Origin of the sequence: uncultured Pluralibacter sp., assembly GCF_913775985.1 — a bacterium.
GTDB lineage: Bacteria > Pseudomonadota > Gammaproteobacteria > Enterobacterales > Enterobacteriaceae > Pluralibacter.
Window position 1 is genome coordinate 1 of the sequence record NZ_CAJYMB010000128.1, and the last position, 16,235, is coordinate 16,235.

17 protein-coding genes and 1 pseudogene are annotated in these 16,235 nt (G+C 55.9%); 9 read left to right on the forward strand and 9 right to left on the reverse strand.

Going from position 1 to position 16,235, the window contains the following annotated elements:
- The 3 genes from QZ766_RS15590 to QZ766_RS15600 all read left to right on the forward strand — a co-directional run.
- On the forward strand, positions 1–391 hold a 391-nt coding region (locus QZ766_RS15590), incomplete at its 5' end, for a CoA pyrophosphatase (protein WP_297203487.1).
- A 173-nt stretch (positions 392–564) separates the two neighbouring features.
- Entirely contained in the window at positions 565–1,929 is a 1,365-nt protein-coding gene (gene sdaA / locus QZ766_RS15595; RefSeq protein ID WP_297203489.1) for an L-serine ammonia-lyase, read from the forward strand.
- Between the two features lie 125 nt (positions 1,930–2,054).
- Positions 2,055–3,617, forward strand: a complete 1,563-nt coding sequence (locus tag QZ766_RS15600; protein WP_297203491.1) for a cyclic diguanylate phosphodiesterase — start codon at positions 2,055–2,057, stop codon at positions 3,615–3,617.
- Positions 3,618–3,621: 4 nt separating this feature from the next.
- On the opposite strand, the gene yoaE is transcribed toward QZ766_RS15600, so the two are convergent.
- Positions 3,622–5,184: a CNNM family cation transport protein YoaE gene (gene yoaE, locus QZ766_RS15605; RefSeq protein WP_297203493.1), complete on the reverse strand. Its 1,563-nt coding sequence runs from the start codon at positions 5,182–5,184 to the stop codon at positions 3,622–3,624.
- A 422-nt stretch (positions 5,185–5,606) separates the two neighbouring features.
- Here yoaE and manX point away from each other — a divergent pair, with 422 nt between their 5' ends.
- The 5 genes from manX to mntP all read left to right on the forward strand — a co-directional run bounded on the left by manX (position 5,607) and on the right by mntP (position 9,858).
- A complete protein-coding gene (gene manX / locus QZ766_RS15610) occupies positions 5,607–6,578 on the forward strand; it encodes a PTS mannose transporter subunit IIAB (RefSeq protein WP_297203495.1) in 972 nt (323 codons plus the stop codon).
- Positions 6,579–6,639: 61 nt separating this feature from the next.
- Positions 6,640–7,440 (forward strand): PTS mannose/fructose/sorbose transporter subunit IIC, encoded by an 801-nt coding sequence (locus QZ766_RS15615; protein WP_297203496.1) that lies wholly within the window; start codon positions 6,640–6,642, stop codon positions 7,438–7,440.
- Between the two features lie 12 nt (positions 7,441–7,452).
- Positions 7,453–8,304: a PTS mannose transporter subunit IID gene (locus QZ766_RS15620; RefSeq protein WP_297203497.1), complete on the forward strand. Its 852-nt coding sequence runs from the start codon at positions 7,453–7,455 to the stop codon at positions 8,302–8,304.
- 55 nt (positions 8,305–8,359) lie between these two features.
- Complete coding sequence (locus QZ766_RS15625; RefSeq protein WP_297203498.1) at positions 8,360–8,818, forward strand: DUF986 family protein; 459 nt, start codon at positions 8,360–8,362, stop codon at positions 8,816–8,818.
- Positions 8,819–9,291: 473 nt separating this feature from the next.
- The gene (gene mntP, locus QZ766_RS15630; RefSeq protein WP_297203499.1) at positions 9,292–9,858 is read left to right on the forward strand and encodes a manganese efflux pump MntP; all 567 of its coding nucleotides are present in this window, start codon (positions 9,292–9,294) and stop codon (positions 9,856–9,858) included.
- A gap of 9 nt (positions 9,859–9,867) precedes the next feature.
- Here the strand turns inward: mntP and rlmA are convergent, their stop codons facing one another.
- The 6 genes and pseudogenes from rlmA to mgrB all read right to left on the reverse strand — a co-directional run bounded on the left by rlmA (position 9,868) and on the right by mgrB (position 14,111).
- Entirely contained in the window at positions 9,868–10,668 is an 801-nt protein-coding gene (gene rlmA / locus QZ766_RS15635) for a 23S rRNA (guanine(745)-N(1))-methyltransferase (RefSeq protein WP_297203500.1), read from the reverse strand.
- 61 nt (positions 10,669–10,729) lie between these two features.
- Positions 10,730–12,463 carry a peptidoglycan glycosyltransferase FtsI gene (ftsI, locus tag QZ766_RS15640; protein WP_297203502.1) on the reverse strand — a complete coding sequence of 578 codons (1,734 nt, stop codon included), beginning with the start codon at positions 12,461–12,463 and terminating at the stop codon, positions 10,730–10,732.
- A 204-nt stretch (positions 12,464–12,667) separates the two neighbouring features.
- The gene (gene cspE, locus QZ766_RS15645; RefSeq protein WP_001062678.1) at positions 12,668–12,877 is read right to left on the reverse strand and encodes a transcription antiterminator/RNA stability regulator CspE; all 210 of its coding nucleotides are present in this window, start codon (positions 12,875–12,877) and stop codon (positions 12,668–12,670) included.
- Positions 12,878–12,889: 12 nt separating this feature from the next.
- Positions 12,890–13,034: pseudogene (locus QZ766_RS15650) on the reverse strand (DUF2627 domain-containing protein).
- A gap of 570 nt (positions 13,035–13,604) precedes the next feature.
- Positions 13,605–13,889 carry a YebO family protein gene (locus QZ766_RS15655; RefSeq protein WP_297203511.1) on the reverse strand — a complete coding sequence of 95 codons (285 nt, stop codon included), beginning with the start codon at positions 13,887–13,889 and terminating at the stop codon, positions 13,605–13,607.
- 75 nt (positions 13,890–13,964) lie between these two features.
- Positions 13,965–14,111 (reverse strand): PhoP/PhoQ regulator MgrB, encoded by a 147-nt coding sequence (gene mgrB / locus QZ766_RS15660; RefSeq protein WP_297203513.1) that lies wholly within the window; start codon positions 14,109–14,111, stop codon positions 13,965–13,967.
- A gap of 152 nt (positions 14,112–14,263) precedes the next feature.
- On the opposite strand from mgrB, the gene QZ766_RS15665 reads away from it, so the two are divergent.
- Positions 14,264–14,500, forward strand: a complete 237-nt coding sequence (locus tag QZ766_RS15665) for a YobH family protein (protein WP_297203516.1) — start codon at positions 14,264–14,266, stop codon at positions 14,498–14,500.
- A gap of 42 nt (positions 14,501–14,542) precedes the next feature.
- Here QZ766_RS15665 and kdgR read toward each other — a convergent pair whose 3' ends face one another.
- Positions 14,543–15,334: a DNA-binding transcriptional regulator KdgR gene (kdgR, locus tag QZ766_RS15670; RefSeq protein WP_297203518.1), complete on the reverse strand. Its 792-nt coding sequence runs from the start codon at positions 15,332–15,334 to the stop codon at positions 14,543–14,545.
- A 173-nt stretch (positions 15,335–15,507) separates the two neighbouring features.
- Positions 15,508–16,235 (reverse strand): protease HtpX (gene htpX, locus QZ766_RS15675; RefSeq protein WP_297203520.1); only part of this gene is annotated, 728 nt, incomplete at its 5' end.

The following is a 16,235-nucleotide window of genomic DNA, read 5'->3' on the forward strand; positions in this document are numbered from 1 at the left end:
CTTTCCCGGCGGCGCGGTGGACAGCACCGACGCCTCGCTGATTGCCGCAGCCCTGCGCGAAGCCGAAGAAGAGGTGGCGATCCCGCCGTCAAAGGTGGAGGTGCTGGGGGTTTTACCGCCGGTGGACAGCGTGACCGGCTTCCGGGTGACCCCGGTGGTGGGTGTGATCCCGGCCGATTTGCACTATCACGCCAGCGAAGACGAAGTGGCCGACGTGTTTGAAATGCCGCTGGCGGAAGCGCTGCGCCTTAGCCGTTACCATCCGCTGGACATCTACCGGCGCGGGGATTCGCACCGGGTGTGGCTTTCGTGGTATCAGCACTATTTTGTCTGGGGGATGACCGCGGGCATTATTCGTGAGCTGGCCTTACAAATCGGCATCAGGCCTTAGCTATACTAAGTGAAGCGACTCTGCGATCCGCCTCACACCATTAGTTAATCAGCGGTGATGCATTAGTTTAATTCATGTGAATAGTTAAACTGCCCCCGGTGTTCCCTCTTACACTATGCGCAGTTATAACATCGTTGTCGGCACCTGCCGGCAACCCTGTCAGGAGCGTTAACGTGATAAGCATATTCGATATGTTCAAAGTGGGCATCGGCCCGTCATCGTCCCATACTGTCGGCCCGATGAAGGCTGGCAAGCAGTTCGTCGATGATCTGGTCGAAAAGGGGCTTATTGATGACGTGACCCGCGTAGCGGTGGACGTTTACGGCTCCCTCTCTTTAACGGGCAAAGGCCACCATACGGATATCGCCATTATCATGGGCCTGGCGGGCAATATGCCGGCCACCGTCGATATCGACACCATCCCGGCGTTTATTCGCGATGTTGAAACCCGCGGCCGACTGCTGCTGGCGGGCGGACGCCGTGAGGTAGACTTCCCGCAGGACAACGGCATGCGCTTTCAAAGCGACAATCTGCCCCTGCACGAAAACGGCATGACCATTCACGCCTGGGCCGGGGAGCAGGAAATTTACTGCAAAACCTATTACTCCATCGGCGGCGGCTTTATCGTCGATGCAGAACACTTTGGCCAGGACGTGACCGGCAGCGTCAACGTGCCCTATCCTTTTGCCTCGGCAAAAGAGATGCTGGCGTACTGCAAAGAAACCGGGCTGTCGCTTTCCGGATTGGTGATGCAGAACGAGCTGGCGCTGCACAGCAAACAAGAGATTGAAGACTATTTTGCTGATGTCTGGCAGACCATGCAGGCCTGTATCGATCGCGGCCTGAACACCGAAGGCGTGCTGCCCGGGCCGCTGCGGGTACCCCGCCGGGCGGCGGCGCTGCGCCGGATGCTGGTGAGCCAGGACAAAACCTCCAGCGATCCGATGGCGGTGGTGGACTGGGTGAACATGTTCGCGCTGGCCGTTAACGAAGAAAATGCCGCCGGCGGTCGCGTGGTAACCGCGCCAACTAACGGCGCCTGCGGGATTGTTCCGGCGGTGCTGGCCTACGTGAACCAGTTTATCGAGCCGGTGACTTCTGAAATCGCTATCCGCTATTTTCTGGCTTCCGGCGCTATCGGCGCGCTGTATAAGATGAATGCGTCCATCTCCGGCGCAGAAGTGGGCTGCCAGGGTGAAGTGGGTGTGGCCTGCTCAATGGCGGCGGCCGGCCTCGCGGAAGTCCTCGGCGCAAGCCCCGAGCAGGTCTGCGTCGCGGCGGAGATCGGCATGGAGCACAACCTCGGTCTGACCTGCGATCCCGTCGCCGGCCAGGTGCAGGTGCCGTGCATTGAGCGTAACGCCATTGCGTCAGTGAAAGCCATTAACTCCGCGCGAATGGCAATGCGCCGCACCAGCGAGGCGCGGGTCTCGCTGGATAAAGTGATTGAAACCATGTACGAAACCGGCAAGGACATGAATGCCAAATACCGCGAGACCTCGCGGGGCGGTCTGGCCATTAAGGTGCAGTGCGACTAATATATCGGCCCGCCCCTCCCGGACGGGCTTTTTTTTGACGGTAGTGCTTTTTTTCCCTTTCTGACGCTACACTTGCTCTATTATCAACGCCGCACGGTTCTGCCCACGCTGGAGCAGCGTCACACATGCAAACTGCATCATTGCTAATAAAACAATATCGCCGCAGGCGAATTATCCTTTGCGTTACGGTGGCCGTCCTGACGCTGGTGACGGTTTTTACTCAGCGATTTATTTCGCAGCGTAGTTTAAATCAGCAGCGCATCGACGGCTTTGCGCTCAAGGCCGTGCAGACCATTGAAAAAGTGCTTATGCCTCTTGCTGAAAGCCGCAGCGGATTGTTACAGCAGGTAGGAAAATCCTGCAACGAGGTCAACGGGCTTCTGCGCCAGCAGTCGGCGCGGCTGCAAACCCTGCGCTCTATTTCGCTAGTGAGGGACGGCGTGATTTATTGCTCAAGCGTGCTGGGCTCCCGCAGCGTTATGCTCCGCCAGCTGCAGCCGGCGCTACCGTCCGCGACGGACGCGCTGATCCTTACTCGCGATCACACGTTTTTAAAAGGTTCACCGCTGCTGATTCAGTGGTACCCCGCCACATCGGGCAGCCAGGATGGCGTGGTGCTTGGAATTAATATTCATCTTATTGGAACCCTGCTGCTGGAGCCGCAGCCGCCGCTGATTGACGAGGTGATCTTCTCCGTCAACGGCCGCCACTATACCGATGCCGACGGCGTGAACGACGGCGTCCCGCAGGCGCGCGATGAGACCATCGTCACCCGCGCCTCAACGCTCTTTCCTTTCAGCATCAGCGTCAGAACCCCGGGGGCAACGGCGCTGGCGCTGGCCTGGCTGCCCTCGCAGATGCCGCTGGCGGCGCTGATCACCCTGCTGCTCGCGGGACTGGTCTGGTTCTATACCGCCGGACGGATGAGTTTTTCCCGCGAGATCAGTTTAGGGATCGTCCAGCATGAGTTTCAGATCTACTGTCAGCCGCAGATTAACGCCCGCTCCCGCCAGTGCTGCGGCGTGGAAATTCTGCTGCGCTGGGATAATCCGCGCCTGGGCTGGGTCTCTCCGGAGGTCTTTATTCCGCTGGCTGAAAGTAATAACCAGATAGCGCCCCTCACCCGCTACGTGCTGTCTGAAACCATCAGGGCCATTAGCTGTTTCCCGCCGCGCGCCGATTTTCACATCAGCGTCAACGTCGCCGCCGGCCACTTCCCCGGCGGCGAGTTGCTGCATGACATCACCCATATTTGGTTCAGCCAGACACCCCGCCAGCAGCTGGTGCTGGAACTTACCGAGCGGGACAGCATCGAGAGACTGGACTATCGGATGGTTCGGGAGCTGCACCGCAAGGGCGCCCTGCTCGCTATCGACGACTTCGGTACCGGCAGCAGCTCGCTGATGTGGCTGGAACAGCTGCACCCGGACATTCTCAAGATCGATAAATCGTTCACTGGCGCCATCGGCACGGATGCGGTCAACTCGACGGTAACAGATGTGATTATCGCACTCGGCCAGCGGCTGAATATCGCGCTGGTGGCGGAGGGAGTAGAAACGCCGCAGCAGGCAGAGTATCTGCACCACCGCGGCGTTGAGACACTGCAGGGATTTATGTACGCAAAGCCGATGCCCGTGGCCGAGTTTCCCCACTGGCTGGCGGCCAATGTGCCGCCGGCAGCGGGCTAGCGCACTATTCGTCCTGCTCTTCGTGGGAAGACGCTTCTTTTACGACGCGAACTAAATCAACGCGGTAATCGTTGGCCTCCACCACGGTAACGGTGAGTGGACCTATCTTTAGCTCGTCCCCCTGACGCGGGATATGGCCGTTGGCGGAGATAACCAGTCCGGCTACCGTGGCGATTTCCTGCTCATCGTAAACCAGCCCGTCCAGCGCCAGCGCGTGCTGCAGCGCGTGAAGGTCGGCTGAACCTTTGACCAGCCAGCCGTCGCCGTCGGCGACGATCTCCGGGGTTTCGTCGGCGTCTGGGAATTCCCCGGCGATAGCCTCCAGCACGTCCAGCGGCGTCACCAGCCCCTGAACCACGCCGAACTCGTTGGTAACGATAACGAAGCTGCCCCGCGCCCGGCGCAGTACGCCCAGCAGATTAATAGGGTCAAGGGTTTCCGGCACGACAATTGCCGCAGAGGCAGCCGCCATTGCAGCCACATCTTCATCGTTCTCCAGGGCCACCAGCAGCTCTTTCGCCCGCACAATGCCGATAATTTCATCCAGCTCGCCGCGGCACACCGGGAACAGGCTGTGCGGAGATGAGAGCAGCTGCGCGCGTATGGCATCTTTACCCAGCGTAGCGTCAACCCAGCTTATCTCGCCGCGCGGCGTCATGATGCTGCGCAGGGAGCGCGAAGCGAGGGTCAGCACGCCGTTAATCATGTAGCGCTCTTCGTCAGCAAATTCCACTTCCGACACAGGCACGTTGACCGGGTTTTCCGCGTCGTTCGCCATGACCTGCTGGCGGCGGCCGCCCATCAGGCGCAGAACTGCGTCGGCAGTGCGCGCGCGCAGCGGCTGTCGCGACTGGTGGCGGATAAAATTGCGTCGCGCTATCTGGTTAAACAGCTCAATGATGATCGAGAAGCCAATCGCGGCATACAGGTAGCCTTTCGGAATATGGAAACCAAATCCTTCCGCCACCAGGCTCAGGCCAATCATTAACAGGAAGCTGAGGCACAGCACCACCACCGTCGGATGCTGATTAACGAAGTTGGTCAGCGGCTTTGACGCCAGCAGCATCACGCCCATCGCAATCACCACCGCGGCCATCATGACTGGCAGATGGTTCACCATCCCGACGGCGGTAATAACCGCATCCAGCGAGAAGACTGCGTCCAGCACGACAATCTGCAGCACCACCACCCAGAAGCTGGCGTAGCCTTTACCGTGGCCCTCTTCGAGCGGGCGGTTTTCCAGCCGCTCGTGCAGTTCCGTAGTGGCTTTAAACAGCAGGAAGATACCGCCGAGCAGCATAATTAAATCGCGGCCCGAGAAGGCGTAATCCAGCACGCTGAACAGCGGCTGCGTCAGGGTCACCATCCAGGAGATAACCGACAGCAGCACCAGGCGCATGACCAGCGCCAGCGAAAGGCCAATCAGGCGCGCTTTGTCACGCTGCTTTGGCGGAAGCTTGTCGGCCAGAATGGCGATAAAGACCAGGTTATCAATACCCAGCACAATTTCCAGAACCACCAGCGTCAGCAGGCCGGCCCAGATTGAGGGATCCATTAACATTTCCATGTCACGCTCCTGCTACAGACAGAGGCAGTCATCGCACGGCCATAAAAGGGTGCGATAAGGGGAATTGAAGCGGTAAGAGAGGCGATGGCAGAAAGCCAAAAGGTTAACTGGCGTCGGTGACGGTCCATATAGCGGGCTGGGCCCTTTACTCCTGTATGCTTAAACGGGAGATAAACATAGCAGACTCATCCTGCCCGGCGCAAAAATTTACCTCTCTTTGCACTTCACCAAAGATTTTTTGCGCTTCAAAATTATTGCTTACAGATGAGTAATTTACCGACCTTCATCACATTAATTATTTTTTCACTATCTAAAATAATTCGCGGTTGTGTGATTGATTTTATTTCTAACCCTTGTCTGAATCGATTCGGTTCATCATGCGCCTGTTCAACAGGCGCAACGATAATAACAGGAGGTAGCAAGTGACGATTGCTATTGTAATAGGCACACATGGTTGGGCTGCCGAGCAGCTGCTTAAAACGACAGAAATGCTGCTTGGCGAGCAGGAAAACGTCGGCTGGATCGATTTCGTTCCCGGTGAAAACGCCGATACGCTGATTGAAAAATACAACGCCCAGCTGGAGAAGCTGGACACCAGCAAAGGCGTGATTTTCCTGGTGGATACCTGGGGCGGTAGCCCGTTCAATGCCGCCAGCCGCATTGTGGTTGATAATGAAAACTACGAAGTGGTGGCCGGGGTTAACGTCCCGATGCTGGTAGAAACGTTTATGGGCCGCGATGACAATCCGACCTTCGACGAACTGGTGGCGCTGGCAGTGGAAACCGGCCGTGAAGGTGTTAAGGCGCTGAAAGCCAAACCCGCCGAGAAAGCCCCGGTAGCAGCGCCAGCTGCCGCCGCGCCGAAAGCCGCCGTTCCGGCGAAAGCGATGGGTCCAAAAGATTACATGGTTATCGGTCTTGCGCGCATCGACGACCGCCTGATCCACGGCCAGGTGGCGACACGCTGGACCAAAGAGACCAACGTTACCCGCATCATTGTGGTCAGTGATGAAGTGGCCGCAGACACCGTGCGCAAAACCCTGCTGACCCAGGTGGCTCCGCCGGGCGTGACCGCCCACGTAGTTGACGTCGCAAAAATGGTACGCGTCTATAACAACCCGCAATATGCCGGTCAGCGCGTAATGCTGCTGTTCACCAATCCAACTGATGTTGAGCGCCTGGTCGAGCAGGGAGTCAATATTACTTCCGTCAACATTGGCGGCATGGCTTTCCATCAGGGCAAAACGCAGGTCAATAACGCTATTTCCGTCGATAAGAAAGATATTGAGGCCTTCGAAAAACTGAATGCGCGCGGTATCGAACTTGAAGCGCGGAAAGTCTCTTCCGATCCAAAACTGAAAATGATGGATTTGATTGCCAAGGTTGCTAAATAAATCAGCCGGGTTCGTTTACTGACATTTCATCTTTTAAGGCTTATGAAATAGGAGAAGTACAATGGAGATTACCACTCTGCAAATTGTGCTGGTGTTCATCGTTGCGTGTATCGCGGGTATGGAATCCATACTTGATGAATTTCAGTTTCACCGTCCGCTGGTGGCCTGTACCCTGATCGGTATCGTGCTCGGCGATATGCAAAAAGGGATCATTATCGGCGGTACGCTGGAAATGATCGCCCTGGGCTGGATGAACATCGGCGCAGCTGTTGCACCCGATGCGGCGCTGGCATCAATTATCTCTACCGTACTGGTTATCGCAGGTGGTCAGGACACCGGTGCCGGTATCGCACTGGCGATCCCGCTGGCGGCAGCCGGCCAGGTACTGACCATTATCGTGCGTACCATCACCGTTGCCTTCCAGCACGCCGCTGACAAAGCCGCGGAAAAAGGCAATCTGACAACGCTCTCCTGGCTGCACGTCTCTTCGCTGTTCCTGCAGGCAATGCGTATCGCTATCCCGGCGGTTATCGTTGCTATCTCCGTGGGCACCAGCGAAGTTCAGAACATGCTGAACGCCATTCCGGAAGTAGTGACCAGCGGGCTGAATATCGCCGGCGGTATGATCGTGGTTGTGGGTTACGCGATGGTCATCAACATGATGCGCGCGGGCTACCTGATGCCGTTCTTCTATCTGGGCTTCGTCACCGCCGCCTTCACCAACTTCAACCTGGTTGGCCTGGGCGTAATTGGTGCAGTCATGGCGATTCTCTACATCCAGCTGAGCCCTAAATACAATCGCGCGGCCGGTGGTACGGCACAGGCCGCTGCAGCTAACGATCTCGATAACACACTGGACTAACAGGTGAGCGAAATGGTTGATATGACAAAAACTACCACTGAGAAAAAACTCACGCCGGGTGATATTCGGGGCGTGTTCCTGCGGTCTAACCTGTTCCAGGGTTCGTGGAACTTCGAGCGTATGCAGGCGCTGGGCTTCTGCTTCTCGATGGTGCCGGCGATCAAACGCCTCTATCCGGAAAACAACGACGCGCGCCGCCAGGCAATCAAGCGCCACCTGGAGTTCTTTAATACGCACCCTTACGTGGCCGCACCGGTACTCGGCGTGACGCTGGCGATGGAAGAGCAGCGCGCCAACGGCGCGGAAATCGACGACGGCGCGATCAACGGCATCAAAGTTGGCCTGATGGGGCCGCTGGCAGGCGTCGGCGACCCGATTTTCTGGGGTACCGTACGTCCGGTATTCGCCGCGCTCGGCGCCGGTATCGCCATGACAGGTAGCCTGCTGGGTCCGCTGCTGTTCTTTATTCTGTTCAATATTGTGCGCCTGGCTACCCGCTACTACGGCGTCGCCTACGGCTATCGCAAAGGGGTGGATATTGTCTCCGACATGGGCGGCGGCTTCCTGCAGAAGCTGACGGAGGGGGCGTCGATTCTCGGCCTCTTCGTGATGGGGGCGCTGGTCAACAAGTGGACGCACGTCAATATCCCACTGGTGGTATCAAAAATAACCGATCAGAATGGACAGGAGCACGTGACCACCGTGCAGACCATCCTCGATCAGCTGATGCCGGGCCTGGTGCCGATGCTGCTGACCTTTGGCTGCATGTGGCTGCTGCGCAAGAAGGTTAATCCGCTGTGGATTATCGTAGGCTTCTTCGTCATCGGCATTGCCGGCTACTCCGTCGGCCTGCTGGGACTGTAATCGCGCTTAATCCACCGGGGGCTCCTGCCCCCGGTTTTTTATTTCCGGAGGCTCAATGTCGCTTACCGATTGGGTGCTGATCCTGTTTATCGCCGCCCTGCTGGCGTTTGCTATTTACGATCAGTTCATCATTCCCCGCCGCAACGGCCCGGTACTGCTTGCCACTCCGCTACTGCGCCGCAGCCGCGCCGATGGCGCTGTCTTTGTTGGTCTGGTGGCGATCCTTATTTATCAAAACATTAACAATCACGGCCAGTTAATCACCACATGGCTATTGTGCGCGCTGGCGCTGACAGGCCTGTATCTGTTCTGGGTTCGCGTTCCAAAAGTTATTTTCAAATCCGGCGGATTATTTTATGCCGGAGCATGGATTGCTTACTCGAGAATTAAAGCCATTAATTTATCGGAAGACGGCGTGCTGGTAATTCAGCTAGAACAGCGACGTCTGCTAATTCGCGTACGAAATATCGACGATCTTGAGGATATTTACAAAATTATCGTTTCCGTACAGTAAGTTATATAAAATAGCCAGTGCTATATTCGCTTCTATTTTAGGCACCACAAATATATAGCACTGGCTATATTTAGTAAAAACCTCACTCTTATTTATTAACGATTTCATTACTATTAATTTTAAATGCAAATCGTTATCAATTAGGCCGAAGGACGGGATTTTTCGGTTATTGTTTTATATTCTCAAATTATGTTAAGGTTGCGCTCGTCGTTGGGGAGTAGCCAATTTCTATCTCTGGAAATGTACGTGTCAACATACTCGTTGCAAAACGTGGCGCGTGCGGACTGATGTTTTGCTCATAATCACGTAGGTTGCTGCAGTACTGCAGTAAAGAGCCATTAGGCTCCATGATTTTGTGCAAGCGCGGTCAGGCGAGACCATTGACACACTGCCGCTATACGCCCGAGCTGGCGTATGTTTACTGGGGGCAGCGGTGTGTCGTATGGATAAGTTCCCCGGTCTGGATAATATCAATGAACCTCTCAGCCACCCTTTTTCTCGCCTTTGGTATGTCAATGGATGCCTTCGCGGTCTCTATTAGCAAAGGTGCGGCGCTGCGCAATCCGAAATTTTCTGACGCGCTGCGCACCGGGCTGATCTTTGGTGCCGTCGAAGCCACCACGCCGCTTATTGGCTGGGCGCTGGGCATGCTGGCCAGCCAGTTCGTGCTGGAGTGGAACCACTGGATTGCTTTTGTGCTGCTGGTATTTCTCGGCGGCCGAATGCTGATTGAAGGCTGGCGCGCCAGCAACGACGATGAGGATGAGGCCCCGCGTCGGCACGGATTCTGGCTGCTGGTCACCACCGCTATTGCCACCAGCCTCGATGCGATGGCGGTCGGTGTCGGTCTGGCGTTCCTGCAGGTCAACATTATTCTTACCGCGCTGACCATCGGCTGCGCCACGCTGATAATGACCACGCTCGGGATTATGGTCGGGCGCTTTATCGGCCCGCTGCTCGGCAAGCGCGCCGAAATCCTCGGCGGCCTGGTGCTGATTGGCATCGGCGTGCAGATCCTCTGGAGCCACTACGCCGGATAATATCCTGCTTTAAGAATCAGCCTCCCGCTGCCAGACCTGAATCAGAAAATCGGTCTGGCAGGAAAACACCTTCTGCTGTTCAAGACGTTCCCACACTTCCGGCTTTGCCCGCCACGCAAACGGCGTCATCTGCAGCAGGGCGACGGCTTCTTTTCCCGTAAGCTGCATCGGATAGGCCAGCGCCTGCTGGCTGACTCGCGTAAATCCGGGCAGCTGTTCGCGGTTAGGCTCGTGCAAGTGAATCTCATCGTAAATCAGCCCTTTGAGCTCCATCAGATGCCTCGGTCCCGGCGTAGCGGTGATCACCAGGCCGCCGGGCCGCACCACCCGGGCCAGCTCCTGCGGATTGCAGGGGGCGTAAATACGAATCACGGCGTCCAGCGTATTCGCCTCAAAGGGCAGGCGCTGGCTGGACGCTACGCAAAACTGCACCTGCGGGTAGCGGCGGGCGCCATAGCGAACGGCCACTTTTGCCACATCCAGTCCCCAGGTCTGCGCCGCGATGTCGGCGAAAGCGTGGGTGTAGTACCCTTCCCCGCAGCCAATATCCAGAACTGCCTGCGGTGCCGCGCGGCGCAAAATGTCGCAAACGGCATCACGCAGCGGCTGGTAGTGCCCGGCGTCGAGAAACGCGCGCCGGGCCTGCATCATCTCAGGGCTGTCGCCCGGATCCCGCGATCGCTTGTGCTGCACCGGCAGCAGGTTAACGTAGCCCTCTTTTGCCACGTCAAACTGGTGCCCCTGCGGGCAGGTGTAGCTGTTTTGCTGGCGGGTGAGCGGCGCGTGGCACAGGGGGCAACTCCAGGACATGGGAACTCCGGTAACGTAGAAAGGCCGAGAGTGTACCCCTATTCGCCCGCGGGCGAAACCGTCACGGCAGCATCGGGCTGCTGCCGGGATCGTGCATGACAATCAGCCTGTCCGATCCCGGGACGATGCCGTCGGGCATGACATTCTCCAGCCGCAGGACGTCACCCATGATCTGGCTGAATACCGGCGCGGAGACCGCCCCGCCGTAGTAGCTGCCGTTTTGCGGATTGTTAATCACCACCGCGAGGGCAAACTGCGGATTGCTGGCGGGAGCCACGCCGGCAGTATAGGCAATGTACTTATCGACATATTTACCGTCCGCACCGATTTTTTTGGCAGTCCCGGTTTTCACCGCCACGCGGTAGTCGCGCACGGCAGCCTTAACGCCGCCGCCGCCCGGCAGGGCCACGCTCTCCATCATGTGCTCTACCTGGTGTGCGATAGTGTCAGACATCACGCGGTGGCCAATCACGGGCGGATCGATGCGCGTAATTGACAGCGGGCGGGAGATCCCAAACCCGCCGATAGTGGCGTAAACGTGCGCCAGCTGCAGCGGAGTCACCATCAGGCCGTAGCCGAAGGCAAAGGTTGCCCTATCGAGCTGGCTCCAGAACCGCCGCTGCGGCAGGAAGCCCTGGCTTTCGCCGGTCAGCCCCAGCCCGGTGGGCTCGCCGAAGCCGAAAGCCCGATAGGTATCCAGCAGCTTCTGAATCGGCATCGCCAGCGAGAGATGCGAAACCCCGGTGTCGCTCGATTTTTGTAAAATGCCGGTCAGAGTCAGCTCCGGGTAGTAGCCAACATCGCGAATGCGGTGGCCGCTGAGGGTGTACGGATGGGTATCCACCACACTGTCCGGCTGAACGATGCCCTGCTGCAGCGCAGTCATGATCACCATTGGCTTAACGGTGGAGCCCGGCTCGAAAGTATCGCTGATGGCGCGGTTGCGGAAATCGTCGAGAGTCGCATGCTCGCGGTTGTTGGGGTTGAAGTACGGAAAGCTCGCCATTGACAAGATCTCGCCGGTATCAATCTTAATCAGCACCGCCGCGCCGGATTCGGCTTTGTTCCAGCGCACGGCGTTATCCAGCGCATCTTCCGTGACGGTCTGCAGGCGTTCATCAATACTGAGCTGTAGATTGTGGGCAGGTACTGCCGGTACTTCAGTGAGATTCTCAATGACGTGCCCGTGCCTGTCCTTTCGCACCCGGCGCAACCCGGGCTTGCCCTGCAGCTGGCTGTTGAAGCTTTTCTCAACGCCTTCGATGCCCTGGTCATCAATATTGGTAAAACCTATCAGGTTTGACGCGACGTGGCCGGCGGGGTAAAAGCGCCGCGACTCATCCCGTAATTCAATAGCGGGGAGGTGAAGCTTTTCAATCCAGGCCGCCTGCTGCGGATCCACCTGCCGCGCCAGATACAGAAACCGCGCGTGCGGATGCTGGCTAATGCGGGCGGCCAGGTCGGAAAGAGAGATATGCAGCGCATCGCCCAGCGCGCGCCAGCGCGCATCGTATCCTACGCCTCCGGCGGCCAGCAGCGTCTGTGGATCGACCCACACGGCGCTGACGGGTACGCTAACGGCAAGCGGCCGGCCTTCGCGATCGACAATCATGCCCCGGGGTACGTCAATCGGCTCTTCGCGCAGCGAGCGCATATCTTCCTGCCTGACCAGGTTGTCTGGCGCGATGATTTGTAGCCAGCCGACGCGCGCCAGCAGCAGGCCCAGACAGCAGAGAATTGCAACGCAGAGCAGCCCAAAGCGGACCGGTGGCAGGTTAAAGCGGTGGTTTTGCACTAAATCTCCCGGGTTTAAAAATCCAACCCGATGATTTAACGCGATAAAAAGCAAAGTGCGGTGTTAAACAATGCTAATAAGACGCTAATTTTGCAACAAGTGACAACAATTGTGGATAACAGTCACAGAGTGCAACAGACAGTAAAAAGCCCCGCGTCAGGCGAGGCTTTATAACTGATGTCAAAAGATATCAGTGGATTCGAATCAGATAGCGGTTACGTTAACAGCTGCCGGACCTTTCTGGCCGTCCTGAATTTCGAACTCAACGTTCTGGCCTTCGGCCAGCGTTTTGAAGCCGTTACCCTGGATTGCAGAGAAGTGTACGAACACGTCTTTGCTGCCGTCAGCCGGAGTAATGAAGCCAAAACCTTTAGACTCGTTGAACCACTTAACCTGACCTTTAATCTTTGCCATTTGCAAAATTCCTTAGAGTGTTTTCTTTGCCCGCAGGCGCGTACTTAGCTAAAACAGAGACATAACTGCATGAGGCACTAATAAAAGGTTCGGCAGAGAAGCGGTATTCAACGACAACGTGTTTACTCAGAACTTCTTTACTGATAATGCCACACATAAACAGAACTGTACCTCGTTTAACCACAACGTGTTATCACACACAACGGTAATGATGGCAAGCCATTTTTAAATATGTCTCGATCGGTCGCACAAATTAGATAGTCCATGAGATTACTATGCTCATTTATGCACGTTAACAGTTCACCTTCCCTCGCGTCAGGCGCGATACCCGTAGGTTCCTGCAACGTTTTTACCTTACCTCAAGCGCTGCGCCTGGTCCACGCTATCCGCTGTTAATCCAGATGTTTTTCTAATCTTAGGATTTTTTTGCCTATTTATGCTTATTTTTATTTAGCACAAGTTTATTAGCCCGTGAAATGTCTAGCTGCAAATATTAATAGTAAACCAGAAAAACAATGACGTTCGTATGACAATTAGGTGAATGGCGAATATAAAAACGTTTCGCCCATTTTTTAAGCGTGACGTACAGAGGATTGTATTAAATATGGAGTAGCAAAAGCGGAGTTAATCACGTTAATAAGAAATGGCTATATCGTATATTTTTACGTTCTGAGAGTCTGGCGATTCAAAGACTTTCCCGACCGTTGCGCAGCCGGGAAGAGAGTAACTAACGTTCGGCTACCAGGCGAATGAAATCATCATCCTCATCCTGCGGGCCATTTTTCTTTACCGGTTCAGGCTGGGTGGGCTCACTGGCTTCGCAGAGGCGACGAAGCAACGCATTTTGCCGCTTCTGCTGCTCCAGCAGCGCCTGCAGCAGCGCTATCTGCTCGTTCGCCCGCGCGCTGGCGCGATGAACAAAAAACCATAGCACCAGACCCAAAACGATTACCGCAAGCATTGCCACCGGCAGGGCAAAACTTCCCGCGCCGGAATTCATCAAATCAACCATTTCACCACCTCGATTAAGAAGGTGTCATTCTACCACCGGCAATAGAGAAGGAAATCACCGCCGGTATAAATCGCACTACCACGGAATGAATTTATTGACCGTGCAAATGCCGCTAAAAAACTGTACATCCTGATCGCACATGACGTTGATCATCTGCGTCCACAGAAGCAGACAGCCGATCAGCAGGATGGCAATGAGAATGATACGCGGTAATTTTTTCACTCGGAACTCCGGACAGCACTTACTGACTTACACCCTAGCATATGAAGCTTAAACTTAAGCTCACCGAAAACAATAATCACAACTTTAGGAATCATCAACTTGCCCGATAAAACAGGCGCTTTACGCTGGAAGGAAATCATAAAGAGGACAATATGGCCATTTTAATACGAATTGCGGCTATCGCTGCACTCGCCTGGGTCGCGTTATTATTGAGTGGTTACGGAGTGCTGTATCGCAGCGTGGAAAATGCCGGCGGGTTGGGCCTGCAGTGTCGGTATCTCACGGCCCAGGGCACCAGCAGCGCGCAGCACATTCTGTCGAAGAGCGGCATTATCGGTACCGCCCACTGCCCCGTTCTGCGCAAGATAAACAACGTTATTGACGATTAAGGGGAGCAAGCGAGGTCAGGCGCTTGCTCATCAGTGAAATGATCAGAAAGGATAGTCGTTATAGCCCATTTGCTCTGAGATTTTGCGGGCGGCAGTATGCAGCATGGCAACATACTCCTGCAGGCGCTCTTCAGAGAAGCGCAGGGTTGGAAACGAGATGCTCAGCCCCGCGGTCACAACCCCGAAGCGGTCAAAGACCGGCACCCCGATACAGCGCAGGCCCTCTTCCTGCTCCTCGTTATCCTCGCCGTAGCCCTGGCTGCGAACTTTATCCAGCACGGTCAGCAGATCGGCGGTATTCACGATGGTATGCGGGGTGCTGCGCTTGTACTCAACCTGCGCGAGGATGCTTTCCACTTCGGCGCGATCCCGCCAGGCCAGCAGCACTTTACCGATGGCGGTGCTGTACAGCGGATTGCGCCGCCCGACTCGCGAGTACATGCGCAGATTGTACATAGAGTCAATTTTGTGGATATAGACAATGCTGTCTTCATCCAGCGCGCCCAAATGAATGGTCTCTTTGGTCAGCCGCGACAGCTCGCGCATCTGGATATCCGCGCTGCGGATAAGGTCGATATTCTGTAACGCCCGTGCGCTTAGCTCAAACAGCTTCAGCGTCAGCGCGTATTTTTCAGACTCGCCTTCCTGAGAAACGTAGCCCAGCGATTTCATGGTCTGCAAAAAGCGATAAACAGTGCTTTTTGACATCATGACGCGCTGCGACAGCTCGGTAATTCCAATCTCACGCTCTTCACCTAATGCCTGAAGAATGCCAAATACCTTCAGAACGGAAGAGACGGAATCAGGCTGTTTTTCCATATCTGCAACTGCCATTTATCACCTCAACGCAACTGTTTTATAAAAATCAGAACTGTTTTTTATTATAAATTCGCCAGTGCACTGCCGCAATGTATCTTCACCAGCGAGATGGCAAAACTGAGACATTGGGTCGTGCATCCAAACAAAAAAAGCGCCTCAAATGAGGCGCTTAATCATCATGCTTCACACTACTTGAGATATTCGCCGCTGCGCAGCGCTTCGATACGCTTATCCAGGGGCGGGTGGGTCATAAACAGCTCGCTCAGGGATTTGGATTTACCGTTAATGCAAAACGCCATCATGCTGCTCTCTTCCTGCGGCTCGTAGCTGGTTTTTAAGCGCTGGAGCGCGGCGATCATTTTTTCGCGGCCCACCAGCCGGGCAGAGCCCGCGTCGGCGTGAAACTCGCGGTGGCGCGAGAACCACATGGTAATGATGCTGGCCAGAATGCCGAACAGCAGCTCCAGCACGGTCGCCACCGCAAAATAGATAAGCGGGTTGCCGCTGCTGCTCTCGTTATCGTCGCGATTGCCGCCGAGAAAGCCTGCCGCCAGCTGGGCGAGAATACGGGAGATAAAGATAACAAAGGTGTTCACTACGCCCTGGATCAGCGTCATGGTGACCATGTCGCCGTTGGCAACGTGACTTATCTCATGGGCGATAACGGCTTCGGCCTCGTCGCGGCTCATGTTTTGCAACAGGCCGGTACTGACGGCGACCAGCGAGGCATCGCGCCGCGCGCCGGTTGCGAAAGCATTGATATCCGGCGCGTGGTAAATGGCCACCTGTGGCATGGCTATGCCAGCCTGCCGCGACTGTGCCGCGACGGTGTCCACCAGCCAGCGCTCGGTTTCGTTGCGGGGCTGTTCGATAACTTCGCCGCCAACGGACTTGAGGGCCATCCACTTTGACATCA